This window comes from Embleya sp. NPDC059237 (genome assembly GCF_042754105.1).
GTDB lineage: Bacteria > Actinomycetota > Actinomycetes > Streptomycetales > Streptomycetaceae > Embleya.
Genome location: NZ_JBHZAE010000009.1, coordinates 55,008 through 70,803 on the forward strand (window position 1 = coordinate 55,008; position 15,796 = coordinate 70,803).

Here is a 15,796-nt window from a genome sequence, read left to right on the forward strand (position 1 = left end):
TCACTGTCGATCTTCGCCCGGTTCGGATCAAGGCCGAAGTGTGCAAGGGTCGGTGATCCGAACTCACCAATGGAGGCGACGGTGGAACGGCACGAAATCGAGACCTTTCTGACGCTCGCCGAGGAGCTGCACTTCCGGCGGACCTCCGCGCGGCTGGGGCTGGCGCAGGGTCGGGTGAGTCAGACGATCAAGAAGCTGGAACGCCGCATCGGGGTACCGCTGTTCGAACGCACCAGCCGTCGGGTGGCCCTGACCCCGACCGGGCGGCAGCTCCGCGACGACCTGCTGCCCGCATACGAGCAGACCCAACGCGCGATCGCGCGGGCGATCGCGACCGGGCGGGGGATCACCGACACCGTGCACGTCGGCTACTCCACGCCGTGGGTGGGTGATCTCGTCGTCCATGCCGGCGACGTGTTCCGGGCCCGTCATCCCGACTGTGACGTCCGGGTGCGCGAGGTCGGGCTCGGCGATCCGCTCGGCGCCCTGCGGTCCGGTGAACTCCAGCTCCAGATCACCGAGTTCCCGATCGACGAGCCCGACATCCGGGCCGGTCCCGTGGTCTTCTCCGAACTTCGGGCCCTGATGGTGCCCGCCGCCCACCCCTTCGCCCGGCGGGAGACCCTGTCGCTGGAAGACCTCGCCCACGCACCGCTGGTGACGGTCGCCGGAAGGATTCCGCAGGGTTGGCTGGACCACCACTTCCCGACCCACACGCCCTCGGGCCGGCCGATACCCCGAGGACCGGTCACCACGTTCTGGCCGGAAGTGCTCACCCTCGTCGCGGCCGGCAAGGGCGTGTTTCCCGTCTCCGCCCGCGCCGCCCACTACCACGCCCGCCCCGGCGTCGCATTCGTCCCTTTCCGGGATGCCCCACCGGTCGCCTACGGGCTGCTGTGGCCGAGCGCCGGGCAGATGCCCCGGGTACGCGCGTTCGTCGAGACCGTGCGCGAGGTCGCCGGCATCCCGGAGGGCGCCTCGACGTGATCCACCTCCCGCCCCGAACTCGCGCCCGCACCCTAGTCGTTCGATCCCTGCGGCGGTGTCGATCTCGTGCGTTGGGTGAGGACGATGCAGGCCAGGACGGCGAGGGCGGTGAGGGGTGTCGAGGGGGTCAGGGTTTCGTTCAGGATCAGTACCGCCCAGAGCAACGTCAGTAGCGGTTGGGCCAGTTGCAGTTGGCTGGCGGCCGGGACGCCGATGCTCGCCATGCCCCGGTACAGCACCACGAAGCCGAGGAACTGCGAGACGGCCGCGAGGTAGAGCACGCCGGCGACGCCGTGGCCGCCGAGGTGGACCGGCTCGGTGGCCAGGCCCGCCGCGGCGGTCGCCGCGGTGAACGGTGACGCCGCCACCACGCCCCACGCGATCACCTGCCATCCGGGGAGGTGTCCGGCCAGTCGGCCGCCCTCGGCGTAGCCGGCCGCGCACAACACCAGGGCCGCGAACAGGTACCCGTCCGCCAGGCCGATGCCGCCGCTGCTCCGGGTCACCGCGAAGGCCAGGACCACCGCGGCCCCCGCGAGCGCCGCCGCCCAGAAGGTCCGGCTCGGCCGCTCGCCGGTGCGCAACACCGAGCACACCGTGGTGGCCAGCGGCAGCAGGCCGATCACCACCGCGGAGTGCGCGGTCGACGAGGTCTGCAGCGCGAGCGTGGTGAGCAGCGGGAAACCGAGGACGCAGCCGACGGCGACCACGACCAGGCCGAGCCGGTCCGCCCGACCGGGCAGCGGCGCGCGTACGGCGAGCAGCGCCGCCCCGGCCAACAGCGCGGCGAGCAGGCCGCGCAGACCCGTGACGCTCCACGGGCCGAAGCTCTCCAGGGCCCAGACGGTGGCCGGGAAGCTGAGCGAGAAGGCCAGGATCGCCAGTGCGGCCAGGGCCGTTCCGCCGGCCGCTACCGACGCCGGGCGGATAGCGCTATTCTGTGCTGTCATGCACAACAGTAGCGGTGCGGTCGATCTGGTGGCGCTCCTGCGTGGTGAGTTGGACCGCTACTCGGTAGGCGAGAAGCTGCCGTCCAGTCGTTCGCTCGTCGAGCGCCATCGGGTCAGCCCGGTGACCGTCTCCCGCGCGATGGCCGCACTCGCCGCCGAGGGCCTGGTCGTCTCCCGCCCCGGTGCCGGCGTCTACCGCGCCGAGCCGACCCGCCGGGTGCCGGCGACCGGCGACACCTCCTGGCAGGAGGTTGCGCTCAGCGCCGAACCCGGCCTCCCGCCCCGGCGCAGCCCGGACGCGACCGGCGTGTTGTCCGCGCTCGCGGTGGCCCCGCCCGAGGTGATCGACCTCAACAGCGGCTATCTGCACCCGTCGCTGCAACCCGAGCGCGCGCTGGCCGCCGCGCTGTCCCGGGCCGGCCGGCGCCCCGGCGCGTGGGAGCGCCCGCCCATCGAGGGCCTGACCGAACTGCGTGCCTGGTTCGCCCGGGACATCGGCGGCGCGGTCGCCGGCTCGGATGTGCTGATCACCGCCGGCGGGCAGAACGCGCTGACCACGGCGCTGCGTTCGCTGGTCGCGCCCGGGTCGCCGGTACTGGTCGAATCGCCGACCTACCCCGGCATACTGGCCGTCGCCCAGGCCGCCGGGCTGCGCCCGGTGCCGGTGCCGGTGGACGCCGACGGGGTGCGTACCGATCTGCTCGCCGACGCGTTCGCGGCCACCCGGGCGCGCGCGTTCGTCTGCCAGCCGCTGTTCCAGAACCCGACCGGTACGGTGCTCGCCCCCGAGCGGCGCGCGGAGGTGGTGCGCATCGCGCACGCGGCGGGCGCGTTCGTCCTGGAGGACGACTTCGCCCGCCGGCTCGGGCACGCCGACGCGCCGCCGCTGCCCGCGCCGTTGGCCGCCGACGACCCGAACGGCGTGGTGGTGCACATCCGTTCGCTGACCAAGGCCGGCTCGCCCAGCCTGCGGGTCGCCGCCCTCGTCGCGCGCGGACCGGCGTTCGAGCGGCTGCGCGCCGTCCTGGCGGTGGACAGTTTCTTCGTGCCGCGCGTGCTCCAGGAGACCGCCCTGCAACTGGTCTGCGCCCCGGGCTGGCCGCAACACCTGCGCACGCTGGGCATCGCGCTGCGCGATCGACGCCGGGTCGTGGTCGACGCGCTGACCCGGCTGCTGCCCGAACTGCTGCCGGCCCGACTGCCGTACGGCGGCTACCACTTCTGGCTGCGGCTGCCCGACGGTCGGGACGTCCGGGCGCTGACCTCGGCCGCGCTGCGCGCGGGCGTCGCGGTCACGCCCGGACCGGGCTACTTCACCGCCGAGCCCCCGGCCCCGTACCTGCGCGTGGGGTACGCGTGCGCCGAGGGCCCGGAGCGGCTCGTCGAGGGCGTGGAGCGGCTGTATCGGGCCTACACCGGGCAGGCTTGAGGGCCCGGTCGGGCCCGCCCGACCGGGAGCATGCTTCGGAACCACCCTTGCCTCGCCCATCGACCGCCACCGTCAGGTGTACGGCCGGGTGATGATCTCCATGTTGTGGCCGTCCGGGTCGGCGAAGAACGCGCCTCGGCCGCCGTTCCACGTGTTGATTCGTCCGGCCAGGCGCCGGTGCGGATCGGCGTACACGCTCACCCCGGCGCTGCGCAGCCGGTCCACGATCGCGTCGAACTCGGCCTCCTCGACCAGGAACGCGTAGTGCTGCGGGGTCACCCGCTCCTCGGGCGCGTCCCAGAAGTCGAGGGTGACCCCGTTCGCCGTGCCGACCGGGAGGAACGGGCCGTAGGGCGCGCCGACGGTCAGACCCAGGACATGCGCCAGGAAGGCGGCGGAGCGGCGCTTGTCGGTGGCGACGACGATGGTGTGGTTGAGCTGTACCGGCATCTCGACTCCTCGGCTGGGCGGCGCGTCGGGGGCCGGCCCGCGCCGTGTCCCCTGATCCTCGATCGCCGGACGACCGGCCGGCAGAGACCCGGACATCCAGGGACCGGCGATCCCAGGGTGGGCGCTCCACTGCTGCGTGGGGCGTGGTCGTGGCAGCGTTCGGACAGTCACCGCCGGCGCCTTTCGGACGGCCACCGGCGACCTCCCCGCCCTGCCCGGAAGGCTTCGCCATGCCCGCATCCGACACCGCTCCCGGTCTGCGCCGGCCCGGCGCCGCCCTTGCGTTGCTCGCCTTCGCGAGTCTGATCACCTCGCTCGACTACAACATCGTGTATGTCGCGCTGCCCGACATCGGCGCGGGCGTCGGCTTCTCGGCGCAGACCCTCCAGTGGGTGGTGAGTGCGTATGCGGTGGTCTTCGGCGCGTTTTTGCTGCTCGGCGGCCGGATGGCCGATCTGCTGGGCCGGCGGCGGATGTTCGTGCTCGGCATGGGCCTGTTTGCGATCGCCTCCCTCGCGGGCGGTCTGGCCGGCGTCCCCGGAGCGCTGATCGCCGCCCGCGCCGGGCAGGGCCTGGGCGCCGCTCTCCTCTTCCCCGCCACGTTGTCCCTGGTCAACACCACGTTCGCGGAGGGCCGGGCGCGCAATCGGGCGCTCTCCGTGTGGGCCGCGACCGGCTCCGGCGGGCTGATCCTCGGTTCGCTGCTCGGCGGCGTACTCACCCAGGCGCTGGGTTGGCAGGCGGTGTTCTTCGTCAACGTGCCCCTGGCCGGCTGCGCCGCGCTGCTCGCGTTCGTCGCACTGCCGGCCGATCCGGACCGCTCCGTCGGCCGCCGCTTCGACGTGCCCGGAGCGCTGACCGCGACGGTCGGCTCCACGTCGATCGTCTTCGCCCTCGTGCAGGGGCCCGAACAGGGCTGGACCGCACCGCGCGTACTCGCCGCCGGCGCGGTCGGGATCGTCGCCCTCGCCGCGTTGTCGCCGATCGAGCGGCACACCGCCGACCCGCTGATGCCGCCGCACCTGCCGCGCAACCGCAACCTGGGCACCGGGATGGCCGTGACGTTCCTGTTCATGGCCACGCTCGGCACGCTGCCGTACTTCCTGACCGTCTACTTTCAAGGTGTACACGGGTATGGCGCGCTGCGCACCGGCTTCGCGTTCCTGATCCCGCTGGGTGGGGGCTTCCTCGGCTCGCTGCTCGGCGGCCGGGCGGCGACCCGGTTCGGCGTACGGTCCACGCTGCTCGTCAGTCTGGCCGCGAGCGCACTCGGCCTGGTCGCGATCGGCCTGGGTATCTCCGCACACGGCGCCTACCTCGACCTGGTTCCCGGCCTGCTGGTCTTCGGGCTCGGCCAAGGCGTCGTCTACACCACGATGTTCGCCGCCACCGCGACCGGTGTGCCGGCCGCGGAGCAGGGCGTCGCGTCGGGAATGGCGTCCACGGGGCAACAGGTCGGCGGGGCGATGGGCCTGGCCGTACTGGTCGCACTGGCCAACTCCGGGACGGGCGGCGGCCGGAGCGGTGAGGCGCTGCGGGTGGCGACCGCACACGGCCTGCGCGTCGCGGTGTTCGGCGCGGCCGTCGGTGCGGGGGCAGCCGCGCTGGTCGCGCTGAACTTCCGGCGGGCGGGGAGCGGCGACCGGGCGGCGGGGCGGGATTCGGCCGCCGAGGGCTCCCGGGCCGGCGCGTCCTGACCACGGGTGGGTCGGCCGCACCGCCCGGGACGGGGTCGGTCAGGTGGTCGGGATGCGATCGGCCGGGACCTCGTAGATGATTTCGAGGCCGTCCTCCTCGTCCATCTGCTCGCCCGTCTCGACGAAGCCGAAGCCCTGGATGGTCGCGAGCGACGCGGAGTTGTCGGGGGAGATGGTCACCCGGACGATCCGCACGTCGGGCTCCTCGGCCGCGCGTACGAGCAGCGACCCGAGCATCGCCCGCGCGTAGCCTCGGCGGCGCGCCTCCGGCACCACGGTGTAGCCGATCTCCACCATGCCGTTCTCGTCCGGCGGCCCGTGATAGCCGGCGTAGCCGACCACCGCGCCGTCCGGTTCGGAGACCGCCGCCCGGACCAGCCACGGGGCGCTCGCCGGGTCGGCGGTCACCTGGTCGAAGCGGTATCGCCACAACCAACGCGCCTCTTCGGACACGAAGAACTCGGGCAGGTCGAGGCCGGTCTGCTCACGGGCCTCGGCCAAGTTCCCGGCCAGCAGGGCGGTCAGCGGTCGGCCGACCAGCGGGATCCAGCGGACCTGCCGCTCGGAGGTGGTGGACGGGGGTCGGGAGGCATCAGCGGGATTGTTCACCAGCGGATCATCGGCGACGGTCGAGCGGCCGTCCATCGCATTTCCCGCCGCCCCTGCCGCAATCGCCCGTTCGGACGCGGCCCCGCCTCGCGCCGACCTCGCCCACCCCGGGACCGGGCGCTCCCGCGCCGCTCCCCGGGCTTTCACCCCGCCGAGCCCGAAGGGCTCAATGCACCGAGAGTCCGCCGTCGACGAAGATCGACTGGCCGGTGACATACGCCGAACCGGCACTCGCCAGGAACACCGCGGCGGCGGCGAAGTCCTCGGCCACGCCGTTGCGTCCGACCATGGTGCGGGCGGCCAGCGCGGCGACCCGCTCCGGGTCGGCGGACAGTCGGGCGTTGAGCGGGGTCATCACGAACCCCGGCACCAGCGTGTTGGCAGTGACGCCGTGCGGCGACCAGGCCTCGGCCTGGGAGCGGGCCAGCGACTCCAACCCGCCCTTGGACACGCCGTAGACGCCGCTTTGCACGAACGCGCGGTGTGCCTGCTGCGAGGAGACGTGGATGAGCCGGCCGTAGCCGCGCTCGGCCATGCCGGGGCCGAACCGCTGCCCGAGCAGGTAGGGCGCCGTCAGGTTCACCGCCATCGTGGTGTCCCACACGTCGTCGTCGATGTCGCCCATCGGCGGGCGCAGGTTGATCCCGGCGCTGTTGACCACGATGTCGGGTTCACCGAAGATCTCGGCCGCCGCGTCGGCCGCGGTCCGTACCCCGGCGCGGCTGCCCAGGTCGGCGCTCACCCAGGCCGCCTTGGCTCCTCGGGCGGTCAACTCGTCGACGGTGGCCACCAGTTCGGCCTCGCGCCGGGCGAGGACCACGACACTCGCGCCCGCCCGGGCGAGCGCCCCGGCGATGGCCCGGCCGATGCCGGAGCTGCCGCCGGTCACCACGGCGACCCGGCCGTCCAGCGAGAACAGTTCGGAGAGATATCCCTGCGCGCTCATGTCCGCACCCTAGTGACTCGATCCCCGTCGTGGAGGCGGGGGTCGGGCCGGGTCGTCGGGCGGTGCCGCAGGGGCGTCGACCGGCGTTTCGGATCACTCGCCGGAGGAGCCGCGTCGGGCGGGGAAGCCGTGTGTACGGGCGCCGATCACCACGGCCAGGACCGGGACGAGCAGCACCAACACGCTCCACGGGAAGGACGTGGCGCCGAGTGCGTCGAGCAGGATCGCACCGACCACACCGCCGCCGGCCATCGCCACGTTCCACAGCGTGACGAGCATGGCCTGCGCCGCGTCCGCGTCCTCGCCGCCCGCCTCGCCGACGGCGGTCTGGAGGAGCGTGGGTGCGCCGCCCCAGCCCAGGCCCCACAGGATCGCCGCGAGATAGACCATGGCGTGGCTGTCGGAGAGCACCGCGAGCACCCCGGCTCCGGCGGCGAACAGCAGCGTGGCGGCGATGGTGAGCGCGCGCAGCCGCCCGTGGATCTGCGCGCCGACGATCCAGATGCTCACCAGCGACGCGCCGCCGAATACGAGCAGGACCAGGTCGGTGGAGCCGTCCATGTCGACGTGGTCGAGGTAGGAGGCGATGTAGGTGTAGTGGATGGTGTGCGCCAATACGAACACCAGCGTGACGAACAGGACAGGGCCCACCCCGGGAATGGCCACCGTGCGCAGCAGGGGCTTACGTTCGTCCGGGCGTTGGCCGGGGTGGTCGGGGACGAGCGCGACGATCCAGCCGATCAGCAGCACCGCCAGCGCGGTCATGATCCAGAAGGTGGTGCGCCAGCCGAACGCGTCGCCGAGGAAGGTGCCGGCCGGTACCCCGAGGGACAGCGCGACGGGGATGCCGGCCATGACGATGGCGATCGCCCGACCCTGAAGGTGCGGGGGCGCCAGGCGGCGGGCGTATCCGGCCAGCAGCGCCCAGGCCACGCCCGCGGCCACGCCGGCCACGAAGCGGGCGACCATGGTGAGCGGGTAGTTCGCCGAGACCGCGGTGACCGTGTTGGCCGCCGCGAAACCGCCCATCGCGGTCAGCAACAGCCGCTTGCGACGCCAGCCGGCGGTGGCGGCCGACAGCGGGATCGCGGTCAGCGCGGTGCCGATCGCGTAGATCGTCACGGATTGGCCCATCGCGGATTCGCCGACCCCGAGATCGGAACTCATCGCGGGCAGCACCCCGGCCGGCAGCGTCTCGGTCAGGCTGGTCGTGAACACCGCGGTGGCCAGTGCCAACAGCGCGCCCATCGGCAGCTTTCGGTGGGCGATCGTGGTGTGGGAAGGTGATTGTGCGGTGATGTCGTTGCTCATGCTGCGTATGCTCGAACCCTCACATTGATGTGAAGGTCAAGCGACGAGACGTGAGGTGGATCACATGCGTATCGGAGAGTTGTCGGAGCGCACCGGTACCCCCCGACGACTGCTGCGCTACTACGAGGAACAGGGCCTGATCGTCGCCGATCGTTCGGCGAACGGATACCGGGACTACGACGAGTTCTTCGTGGACCGGGTGATGCAGATCAGGGGCCTGCTCGACGCCGGATTGCCGACCCGGATCATCCGACAGATCCTCCCCTGCCTCGACAAGCCGAGGATCATCCACTTCCCCGACGCGACGCCGGAGATGATCGCCACGCTCGAACACGAGCGCGATCGAATGACCGAACGCGTCAACTGCCTGATCCGCAACCGAGACGCGATCGCCGAATACCTGGACGCAGTCCGCACCGACCGCCCCTTGGAAACCACCACGGCCCCCTCCTGACGACCCCCGGCGTGGGTACCGCCCCCTGCCCGGGCCCGTCCCTTGCCCCACACCACTCGAACACGCCCACCAACTCCGCACCCGGGCCGTCCCCCCGGGCCCCAAGCCCCTTGCCCACCCTTCCCGTTCAAGCCGCCGCGATCTCCGGGAAGCCGAACGCGAACACCTCGCGCAGCACGAAGACCGCGCGCTCCAGCGGACTCGACCGCTCCGGCAACAACAGGGCCGCCATCGAGATGGAGTCGGCCGATTCCGCCGACCGTTCCGGGTCCTGGTACGGGTCGGTCGGCAGCGGCTCGGGCAACCAAGCCCGACGTACTCCTCCCGCCGCACCCGCGCCGACCGCAACACGTCGATCGAGATCCGGGTGACCACGGCGGACAGGAACGCCTTCGCCGACACGGGCCGGGTCGGCGACGTCTCGTAGCGCAGCCAGGTCTCCGTGCCGCGTCCTCGGCCTCGCCGACGCTGCCGAGGAGGCGGTAGGCGATCGAGAACAGCAGCGGCCGCAACTCCTCGAACTCCCGGGTGCGGGCCGCCCCGACGCCTTCCCGGAACATCACGCCGTCGGTCTCGGCGAGGGGTTCGCGGCGTCGGCCGACGGCGATCACGTGCGCGCCTTCGGCGGCGTACGCGCGGGTGGCCCGGCCGATGCCGGTGCCTGCGCCGGTGATCAGCACGATGCGGGGGCCGGCGGTGGGGGTTTCGGTGGTGTTCATGGGGCGATGCTCCGACCCTGCCGCCAACGGCAGGGTCGAGCGCACATCGGCCCACGCGCCGGCCCCGGACACCTCGAACACGGGTGCGGTGCGGGGACGTACCCTTGCGGATTGGTTCCCTGGCCGGCCCCTGGCCCGTGCCACCCGTAGGCGGAGGTTGTAGATGTCCCAACCCGCTCCCCGTTCGCGGCCCCGTACCCGGATCGCGATCTTCGGCGCCGGCAGCATCGGCGGCTACCTGGGCGGTCGGCTCGCCGCATTCGCCGACGTCACGCTCATCGGCCGACCGGCCCTCGCCGACGCGCTCCGGGACGGGTTGACGGTCACGGGCGGGGGCCGGCCCCCGACGGTGGTCGAACCGGAGCGGCTGACCGTGGCCACCACGCCCGACGCGGTCGCCGGCGCCGACTTCGTGCTGGTCACCGTCAAGTCGGCGGCGACCGCCGAGGCCGGCCGGGAACTGGCGGGGCGGCTGAGCCCGGCCGCGCTCGTGGTCAGCCTGCAGAACGGGGTGCGCAATCCCGCCGTGTTGCGCGCCGCGCTGCCCGCGCACACCGTGTTGGCCGGCATGGTCCCGTTCAACGTCGTACGCACCGAGCCCGCCGTGTTCCACCAGGGCACTTCGGGCGCGTTGATGATCGACGCGAACCCCCGGGCGCTGCCGCTGGTCGACGTGCTGGTCGAGGCGGGCGTACCGATCCAGGTCCGCGAGGACATGCCCGAGGTACAACACGCCAAGCTGCTGATGAACCTGAACAACGCAATCAACGCGCTGTCCGGCCTGCCGCTGCGCGACCAACTCGGCCGGCGCGACTACCGGGCCTGCCTCGCGCTGTGCCAGGGCGAGGCGCTGGCCGCCTTCCGGGCCGCGGGCATCCACCCGGCCAAGCTCGGCCCCGCCTCCGCCGCGCGCACCCGACAACTGCTCTCGCTGCCCGACCCGCTGTTCCGCCGGTTGGCGAGTTCGACCCTGCGGGTGGACGCGCAGGCGCGTTCCTCGATGTGGGAGGACCTGGAACGCGGCCGGCCCACCGAGATAGACAGCGTCCAAGGCGAGATCCTGGCCATCGCCGAGCGCAACGGCCTGACCGCCCCGGCCAACGCGCGCCTGATCGAACTGATCCGCGAGGCCGAGGCCGCCCCGCCGGGCGAATCCCGCCACTGGAGCGGCGCGGACCTGCTCGCCGAACTCACCCGGGCGGTCGCGGCGGCCTGATCGAGGCGGCTCGACCCATCGCGGCCCGCCTCACCACCCCCGTGCGGCCCGGATCAACCGCTGCTCCACCAGGCCCAGATGCGGGTGCTGCGCCGCGCCCGCACGGCGTACCAGGAAGCCGGTGTTGATCGGCGGGTCGTCGGGGGTGAGCAGGGGTACCAGCGCGCCGGTCGCCAGCTCGGCCGCGCACAGATAGCGCGGCAGGACGGTCAGGCCCGCGCCGGCGACCACCGCGGCCAGTACGCCGCGCAGATCCGGGACGGTGATCGCGGCACGTTCGGTGAGCCGGGTGCCGAACACGTGTCGCCAGTAGCGGCGGGCGATCGGCAGGTCCTCGGCGTAGCTGACCAGCGGGATTCCGCGCAGCGCGGCGGGGCCCTCGGCGGCGATCCGCGCCGGGTCGACCCGGCGTGCCCACACCGGCGCCGCGACCAGTACGAACTCCTCGTCCATCAGCGGTACGGCGGCCAGCGTCCGGCCGCGCGGCCGGATCGTGGCCAGCACGAGGTCGTGCCGACCCGCGCGCAACCCCTCGAGAAGGTCGTCGGTCAGCCCGGTGGCGATCCGCAGCAGCACGCCGCGCTCGATCAGCGGGACCAGCGCGGGCAGGACGAGTGTGCACAGGATGTCGGCGGGACCGGCCAGGTGCACCGGTTCGGCCGGCGGGTCGACGCCGAACCGGTCCGGCTCGGTCACCTCGGCGAGCGCGTCCAGCGGCGCCGCCACCCGCACCGCCAGGTCGTCGGCGACGGGTGTGGCCGCCACGCCCCGGGGCAGCCGCTCGAACAGCGTGCGACCCAGCCGCCGCTCCAGCGCCCGGATCTGGGTGGTGACCGTGGGCTGGGACAGGCCCAGGACCCGGGCGCCACCGGTGAACGAGCCGGCCCGGTGTACGGCCAGGAAGGTGCGCAGCAGGCTCAGGTCCAGCGGGCCGCGCACGTCCGGTATCGCGGACGCCTGCGTCGGGTCGGATGCCTGCGTCGGGACGGACGTCGGTGTCGGAGCGGACGTCGGCTCCGACGCCGGCTCCGCGCTCACCGATCCATCGGAATTGGCATGGCTCATGATGGAGAGCCTATTTGAACCCTGATGGGTGGGCGATCTACGTTCGACGCGACGGCGCGAGGGCGTGCCGGCCGATCGCACGAGGACGCCCGGGCATACCCCGCTCGGCCGCCCCGAATGGAGGAATGACAGATGGCGAAGATCCTGTTCGTGCTCACCGGGTCCGACCACTGGACGCTGGCCGACGGTACCCGGCATCCGACCGGCTTCTGGGCGGACGAGGCGGTCGCCCCGTTCGAGGCGTTCACCGCGGCCGGTCACGAGGTCGTGGTGGCCACGCCCGGCGGGGTGGTGCCGACCGTCGACGCGGCGAGCCTGGCCCCGGATGTGAACGGCGGTCCGGACGGGGCCGCGGAGGTCGCCGCGGGCCTGGACCGGTTCGCCGCGCTGCGCGCGCCGCTGAACCTGGCAGAGGTCGAACTCGCCGACTATGCGGCCGTGTTCTACCCGGGCGGACACGGGCCGATGGAGGACCTGGCGGTCGACGCGACGTCCGGCGCGCTGCTCGTCGCGGCGCTGGCCTCGGGCAAGCCGCTGGGTGTGGTCTGCCACGGGCCGGCGGCACTGCTGGCCACGGCGGACGCGGACGGCACGTCGCCGTTCGCCGGCCGTCGGATCACCGCGTTCACCAATGCCGAGGAGATCCAGGCGGGCTTCGGCGAGCGGGCGCACTGGCTGCTCCAGGACCGGCTGATCAACCTGGGCGTCGACTTCCGCGAGGGTGGCCCGTGGGCGCCGCACGTGGTCGTCGACGACAACCTGTACACCGGCCAGAACCCGGCCTCGGCGGCCCCGCTCGCCCGGGAGATCGTCAAGGCCCTGGGCTGATCCGGCCCGCGCGGCACGGCCCGGGGCGTGGGTGCGCCCCGGGCCGTGTGGCGCGGTCGGCATTCGCGCCCCATCAGCGCTCAGGCGGCGGGAAGAGCACGGTGGTGGCGGCGCCCGACGGGGAGGTGCCGATCCGGATCGACCCCGAGGCGGGCTCGGGCGGTGCGGCTTTGGGCGGCGCGGCCTCGGGCGGGGCGGGTCGGCCGCCGGCGGGGGGCGGCGCCGAGGGGTTGAGCAGCCGCGCGGTCGGGATCAGGACCGCGGTGAGGACGGCCACCACGGCGAACGAGGTGTTGAGCGAGGCGTGGTCGGCGATGGCGCCGACGATCGCGGGGGCGATCAGGCCGGACGTGTAGGTCACCGTGGCAACGCCGGCGATGGATCGGCTCGGATTGTCGCCGACCCGGCCCGCCGCGGCGAAGGTCAGCGGCAGCACCGCGGCCACCCCGACGCCGAGCAGCGCGAAGCCGAGCGCGGCGGGCAGGGGGGAATGCGAGACGGCGACAACGACGGCGCCGACGGTGCTCAGGGCCGCACCGGCGCGGATCGTACGGGTCACCCCGAAGCGGTCCACCACCATCCCCGAGAGCAGTCGGGCGACGGCCATCGTGCAGGCGAATCCGGTGAACGCGAGGGCCGCGACGCCGGGGGAGGCGCCGGCCACCTCCTTCAGGTGGACCGCGCTCCAGTTCGCGCCCGCGCCCTCGGCGAACACCCCGCAGAAGCCGACGGCGCCGATCGCGAGTACGGCCTTGGACGGCAGCGCGAAGCGCGGTGGGGCCTCGGTGTCGGCGCCACCGCCGCCGCCGGCAGCGGCCGGCCGCGCGTCGAGCAGGTTGCGGCCGGCGAACCAGCCCGTGACCGCGAGCAGCACGGCCAGGCCCGCCATGTGCAGGCGGGCGTCGAGTCCGGCGAACGCCGCCGCCGCGCCCACGCCCGCGCCGAACAGCGCGCCGGCGCTCCACATCCCGTGCAGCAGCGGCAACGTCGAGCGCTTGACCCGCTGCTCGACCACGAGGCCCTGCGTGTTCATCGCGACGTCGGACATCCCGGCGCCGACGCCGAACACCAGCAGCGCCGCGCACAACCAGACCAGCCCCGGTGCGGACAGGGGCAACAGCGGCACCGCGCACCACACCGCGATCAGACACCGCAGCGCGGTCCGCCCCCCGTGCCGATGCACCAGCGACGCGGCCAACGGCATGGCGAGGGACGCCCCCACGGCAGGCGCCGCGAGCGCGACCCCCAACTGCCCCGCACTCAAATCCAGATGCCCCTGCAACCAGGGCAACCGCGCCGCGAACCCACCCCCCACGGATCCATGCACCGCAAATATCAAACAAGCCGCCACCCGAGCCCGCCCGGCCTCCCCATCCACACTCGGCTTCGCCCGCCCACCCGCATCACCCGCCGGGCCCACCTCGGCGGCTCCGTCCAGCGGCCCCCCGCCTCCCGCTCCGCGTACACCGCCCACCTCACCCGTGCTCACACCCCCGCCCGCACCGCGCACCCGACCTGCGTCGACCCCCTCGCGCGCACTGCCCCCCGCAACGGCGGCCACGCATCCGCCCACACCGCGCACCGGGCCCGCGCCGGCCCCCTCGCACGCACCCTCCGACGTGCCCGTGTTCGCGCGCTCGGCCGTGTCGTTTACCCGCCCCGTGCTCGCCGGCTCGTGTGTGGCGCCCCGCTCGGTTGAGCCCGGCTCCCCGGTTGCGTCGGCCCCCGTGAGCCCACCGGCCGTGTGCGGGGGTGGCGAGGGTGGGTGGCCCGGGGGCGTTTTGGCTCGGGAATGCGGAGTGGGCGGGGTCTGGCAGATGTTCGTCTCGGTCATGGCCGGAAAATTATCAGGCAGGGTTCCTGAAAGAAAGACTTTGCGTAGGATCGGTTCCCATGACAGTCACCGCCCGTACCGCCACGCCGAGCACGTGTCGTGCGATCAACGACCGCCTGGCCCTCGATCTGCTGATCGAGCACGGCCCCCTCACCGCCGCCCAGCTCAAGACGCTGACCGGGCTCTCCCGCCCGACCGTGGCGGACCTGGTCGACCGCCTCGGCAGCGCGGGACTGATCCACCTGGCCGGCGAATCGGGCACCCGCCAACGCGGCCCGAACGCCCGGCTGTACGGGATCGTCGCGGAGCGCGCCTACATCGCCGGCCTGGATGTGCGCCTGGGCGGCGTCGAGGTGGTCGTCGCCGACCTGACCGGCCGGATCGCCGCGTCCGGCACGCTCGCGATACCGGCGAACCGGGAGCCGACCCGCGCCATCGCCGACGTCCTGGCCCTGGTCGACGCCACCGCCGCCCGCGCCGGGGCCGAGACACTGCACACGTTCGGCGTCGGCGCACCCGGCCTGATCGACCCCGTCACCGGCAACCTGGGGGTGGAGGACTTCCTCCCGGCCTGGCACGCCCTCCTGCCGGCCGCGCTCCGCGACCGCGGCCGGGTGGTCCTGGAGAACGAGGCCAACCTCGCCGGCATCGCCGAACAGCGCTTCGGCGCGGCCCGCGGCCTGGACACATTCGTCCTGGTGTGGCTGGGCCAGGGGATCGGCGCCTGCGTGATGCTGGACGGCCGGCTGCGTCGCGGCATGTCGGGCGGCAGCGGCGAGTTGGGCTTCCTACCGGTCCCGGGGACGGGTCGACTGCCGTCGCGGGTGGACTGCGAGGGCGGCTTCCAGAGCCTGGCCTCGGGCGCCGCCGTGGAGGAGTTGGCCGCCCGGCACGGCCTCACCGGTACGGCCGAGGAGTGCGTACGGGCCGCGGCGGAGCGGGACACCGGAGCCGGTGCCGCGTTCCTCGACGAACTCGCCGACCGGGTGGCACTCGCCGCCGCCGCGCTCGCCGTCATCCTCGACCCGGGCTGCGTGGTGCTGGGCGGGGAGACCGGCCGGGCCGGCGGCACGGCCCTCGCCGGGCGGGTCGAGTCCCGACTCGCCGAGCTGACGCCCCTGCCCACCCGGGTACTCGCGGGGACCGTCCCGGGCAGCGCGATCCTGGACGGGGCGGTCCTGACCGCCCTCGACGACGCCCGCGACGCCCTGTTCGGCAGCCCGCAACGCTGAGCGTGAGCCCACCGGGAACCCGGTCGCCGTTTCCGAAGCCGGGCCCGAAGCCGAGCCCGACCCACGCGA

14 protein-coding genes and 1 pseudogene are annotated in these 15,796 nt (G+C 73.5%); 7 read left to right on the forward strand and 8 right to left on the reverse strand.

Annotated elements, in window-relative coordinates; translation table 11 throughout:
- Window positions 1–81: 81 nt before the first annotated feature.
- Window positions 82–987 carry a LysR family transcriptional regulator gene (locus ACFXKZ_RS26950; RefSeq protein ID WP_380003581.1) on the forward strand — a complete coding sequence of 302 codons (906 nt, stop codon included), beginning with the start codon at window positions 82–84 and terminating at the stop codon, window positions 985–987.
- A gap of 32 nt (window positions 988–1,019) precedes the next feature.
- Here ACFXKZ_RS26950 and ACFXKZ_RS26955 read toward each other — a convergent pair whose 3' ends face one another.
- Complete coding sequence (locus tag ACFXKZ_RS26955) at window positions 1,020–1,937, reverse strand: DMT family transporter (protein WP_380003582.1); 918 nt, start codon at window positions 1,935–1,937, stop codon at window positions 1,020–1,022.
- On the opposite strand from ACFXKZ_RS26955, the gene ACFXKZ_RS26960 reads away from it, so the two are divergent.
- Window positions 1,936–3,366: a PLP-dependent aminotransferase family protein gene (locus ACFXKZ_RS26960; protein ID WP_380003583.1), complete on the forward strand. Its 1,431-nt coding sequence runs from the start codon at window positions 1,936–1,938 to the stop codon at window positions 3,364–3,366. The genes ACFXKZ_RS26955 and ACFXKZ_RS26960 overlap by 2 nt on opposite strands.
- A gap of 72 nt (window positions 3,367–3,438) precedes the next feature.
- Here the strand turns inward: ACFXKZ_RS26960 and ACFXKZ_RS26965 are convergent, their stop codons facing one another.
- On the reverse strand, window positions 3,439–3,816 hold the full coding sequence (locus tag ACFXKZ_RS26965) for a VOC family protein (protein ID WP_380003585.1): 378 nt from the start codon (window positions 3,814–3,816) through the stop codon (window positions 3,439–3,441).
- 230 nt (window positions 3,817–4,046) lie between these two features.
- Between ACFXKZ_RS26965 and ACFXKZ_RS26970 the strand changes: the two genes are divergently transcribed.
- Window positions 4,047–5,513 (forward strand): MFS transporter, encoded by a 1,467-nt coding sequence (locus tag ACFXKZ_RS26970; protein ID WP_380003587.1) that lies wholly within the window; start codon window positions 4,047–4,049, stop codon window positions 5,511–5,513.
- A 39-nt stretch (window positions 5,514–5,552) separates the two neighbouring features.
- Here ACFXKZ_RS26970 and ACFXKZ_RS26975 read toward each other — a convergent pair whose 3' ends face one another.
- The 3 genes from ACFXKZ_RS26975 to ACFXKZ_RS26985 all read right to left on the reverse strand — a co-directional run bounded on the left by ACFXKZ_RS26975 (window position 5,553) and on the right by ACFXKZ_RS26985 (window position 8,379).
- Window positions 5,553–6,122: a GNAT family N-acetyltransferase gene (locus ACFXKZ_RS26975; protein WP_380003589.1), complete on the reverse strand. Its 570-nt coding sequence runs from the start codon at window positions 6,120–6,122 to the stop codon at window positions 5,553–5,555.
- Between the two features lie 166 nt (window positions 6,123–6,288).
- Complete coding sequence (locus ACFXKZ_RS26980; protein WP_380003591.1) at window positions 6,289–7,068, reverse strand: SDR family NAD(P)-dependent oxidoreductase; 780 nt, start codon at window positions 7,066–7,068, stop codon at window positions 6,289–6,291.
- A gap of 93 nt (window positions 7,069–7,161) precedes the next feature.
- Entirely contained in the window at window positions 7,162–8,379 is a 1,218-nt protein-coding gene (locus ACFXKZ_RS26985) for an MFS transporter (protein WP_380003592.1), read from the reverse strand.
- Between the two features lie 64 nt (window positions 8,380–8,443).
- Here ACFXKZ_RS26985 and ACFXKZ_RS26990 point away from each other — a divergent pair, with 64 nt between their 5' ends.
- Window positions 8,444–8,833: a MerR family transcriptional regulator gene (locus ACFXKZ_RS26990; protein ID WP_380003593.1), complete on the forward strand. Its 390-nt coding sequence runs from the start codon at window positions 8,444–8,446 to the stop codon at window positions 8,831–8,833.
- A gap of 130 nt (window positions 8,834–8,963) precedes the next feature.
- Here ACFXKZ_RS26990 and ACFXKZ_RS26995 read toward each other — a convergent pair.
- Window positions 8,964–9,393, reverse strand: a pseudogene (locus tag ACFXKZ_RS26995) (sigma factor); the annotation flags it as partial.
- A 322-nt stretch (window positions 9,394–9,715) separates the two neighbouring features.
- Here ACFXKZ_RS26995 and ACFXKZ_RS27000 point away from each other — a divergent pair.
- Window positions 9,716–10,768 carry a 2-dehydropantoate 2-reductase gene (locus ACFXKZ_RS27000; RefSeq protein WP_380003595.1) on the forward strand — a complete coding sequence of 351 codons (1,053 nt, stop codon included), beginning with the start codon at window positions 9,716–9,718 and terminating at the stop codon, window positions 10,766–10,768.
- A gap of 30 nt (window positions 10,769–10,798) precedes the next feature.
- Here the strand turns inward: ACFXKZ_RS27000 and ACFXKZ_RS27005 are convergent, their stop codons facing one another.
- Window positions 10,799–11,833, reverse strand: a complete 1,035-nt coding sequence (locus tag ACFXKZ_RS27005) for a LysR family transcriptional regulator (RefSeq protein ID WP_380003597.1) — start codon at window positions 11,831–11,833, stop codon at window positions 10,799–10,801.
- Between the two features lie 132 nt (window positions 11,834–11,965).
- Here ACFXKZ_RS27005 and ACFXKZ_RS27010 point away from each other — a divergent pair, with 132 nt between their 5' ends.
- Window positions 11,966–12,661 carry a type 1 glutamine amidotransferase domain-containing protein gene (locus ACFXKZ_RS27010; RefSeq protein WP_380003598.1) on the forward strand — a complete coding sequence of 232 codons (696 nt, stop codon included), beginning with the start codon at window positions 11,966–11,968 and terminating at the stop codon, window positions 12,659–12,661.
- A gap of 73 nt (window positions 12,662–12,734) precedes the next feature.
- Here the strand turns inward: ACFXKZ_RS27010 and ACFXKZ_RS27015 are convergent, their stop codons facing one another.
- Complete coding sequence (locus tag ACFXKZ_RS27015) at window positions 12,735–13,988, reverse strand: MFS transporter (protein WP_380003599.1); 1,254 nt, start codon at window positions 13,986–13,988, stop codon at window positions 12,735–12,737.
- A 566-nt stretch (window positions 13,989–14,554) separates the two neighbouring features.
- Here ACFXKZ_RS27015 and ACFXKZ_RS27020 point away from each other — a divergent pair.
- Window positions 14,555–15,727 (forward strand): ROK family protein, encoded by a 1,173-nt coding sequence (locus ACFXKZ_RS27020; RefSeq protein ID WP_380003600.1) that lies wholly within the window; start codon window positions 14,555–14,557, stop codon window positions 15,725–15,727.
- The last annotated feature ends 69 nt before the right edge of the window (window positions 15,728–15,796 follow it).

What these genes read in the sequence shown, in the direction of transcription:
- ACFXKZ_RS26960 (WP_380003583.1), top strand. Translation starts at nt 1,936, where the DNA reads ATGCACAACAGTAGCGGTGCGGTCGATCTGGTGGCGCTCCTGCGTGGT.
- ACFXKZ_RS26955 (WP_380003582.1), bottom strand. Translation starts at nt 1,937, where the DNA reads ATGACAGCACAGAATAGCGCTATCCGCCCGGCGTCGGTAGCGGCCGGC.
- ACFXKZ_RS26965 (WP_380003585.1), bottom strand. Translation starts at nt 3,816, where the DNA reads ATGCCGGTACAGCTCAACCACACCATCGTCGTCGCCACCGACAAGCGC.
- ACFXKZ_RS26970 (WP_380003587.1), top strand. Translation starts at nt 4,047, where the DNA reads ATGCCCGCATCCGACACCGCTCCCGGTCTGCGCCGGCCCGGCGCCGCC.
- ACFXKZ_RS26980 (WP_380003591.1), bottom strand. Translation starts at nt 7,068, where the DNA reads ATGAGCGCGCAGGGATATCTCTCCGAACTGTTCTCGCTGGACGGCCGG.
- ACFXKZ_RS26985 (WP_380003592.1), bottom strand. Translation starts at nt 8,379, where the DNA reads ATGAGCAACGACATCACCGCACAATCACCTTCCCACACCACGATCGCC.
- ACFXKZ_RS26990 (WP_380003593.1), top strand. Translation starts at nt 8,444, where the DNA reads ATGCGTATCGGAGAGTTGTCGGAGCGCACCGGTACCCCCCGACGACTG.
- ACFXKZ_RS27000 (WP_380003595.1), top strand. Translation starts at nt 9,716, where the DNA reads ATGTCCCAACCCGCTCCCCGTTCGCGGCCCCGTACCCGGATCGCGATC.
- ACFXKZ_RS27005 (WP_380003597.1), bottom strand. Translation starts at nt 11,833, where the DNA reads ATGAGCCATGCCAATTCCGATGGATCGGTGAGCGCGGAGCCGGCGTCG.
- ACFXKZ_RS27010 (WP_380003598.1), top strand. Translation starts at nt 11,966, where the DNA reads ATGGCGAAGATCCTGTTCGTGCTCACCGGGTCCGACCACTGGACGCTG.
- ACFXKZ_RS27020 (WP_380003600.1), top strand. Translation starts at nt 14,555, where the DNA reads ATGACAGTCACCGCCCGTACCGCCACGCCGAGCACGTGTCGTGCGATC.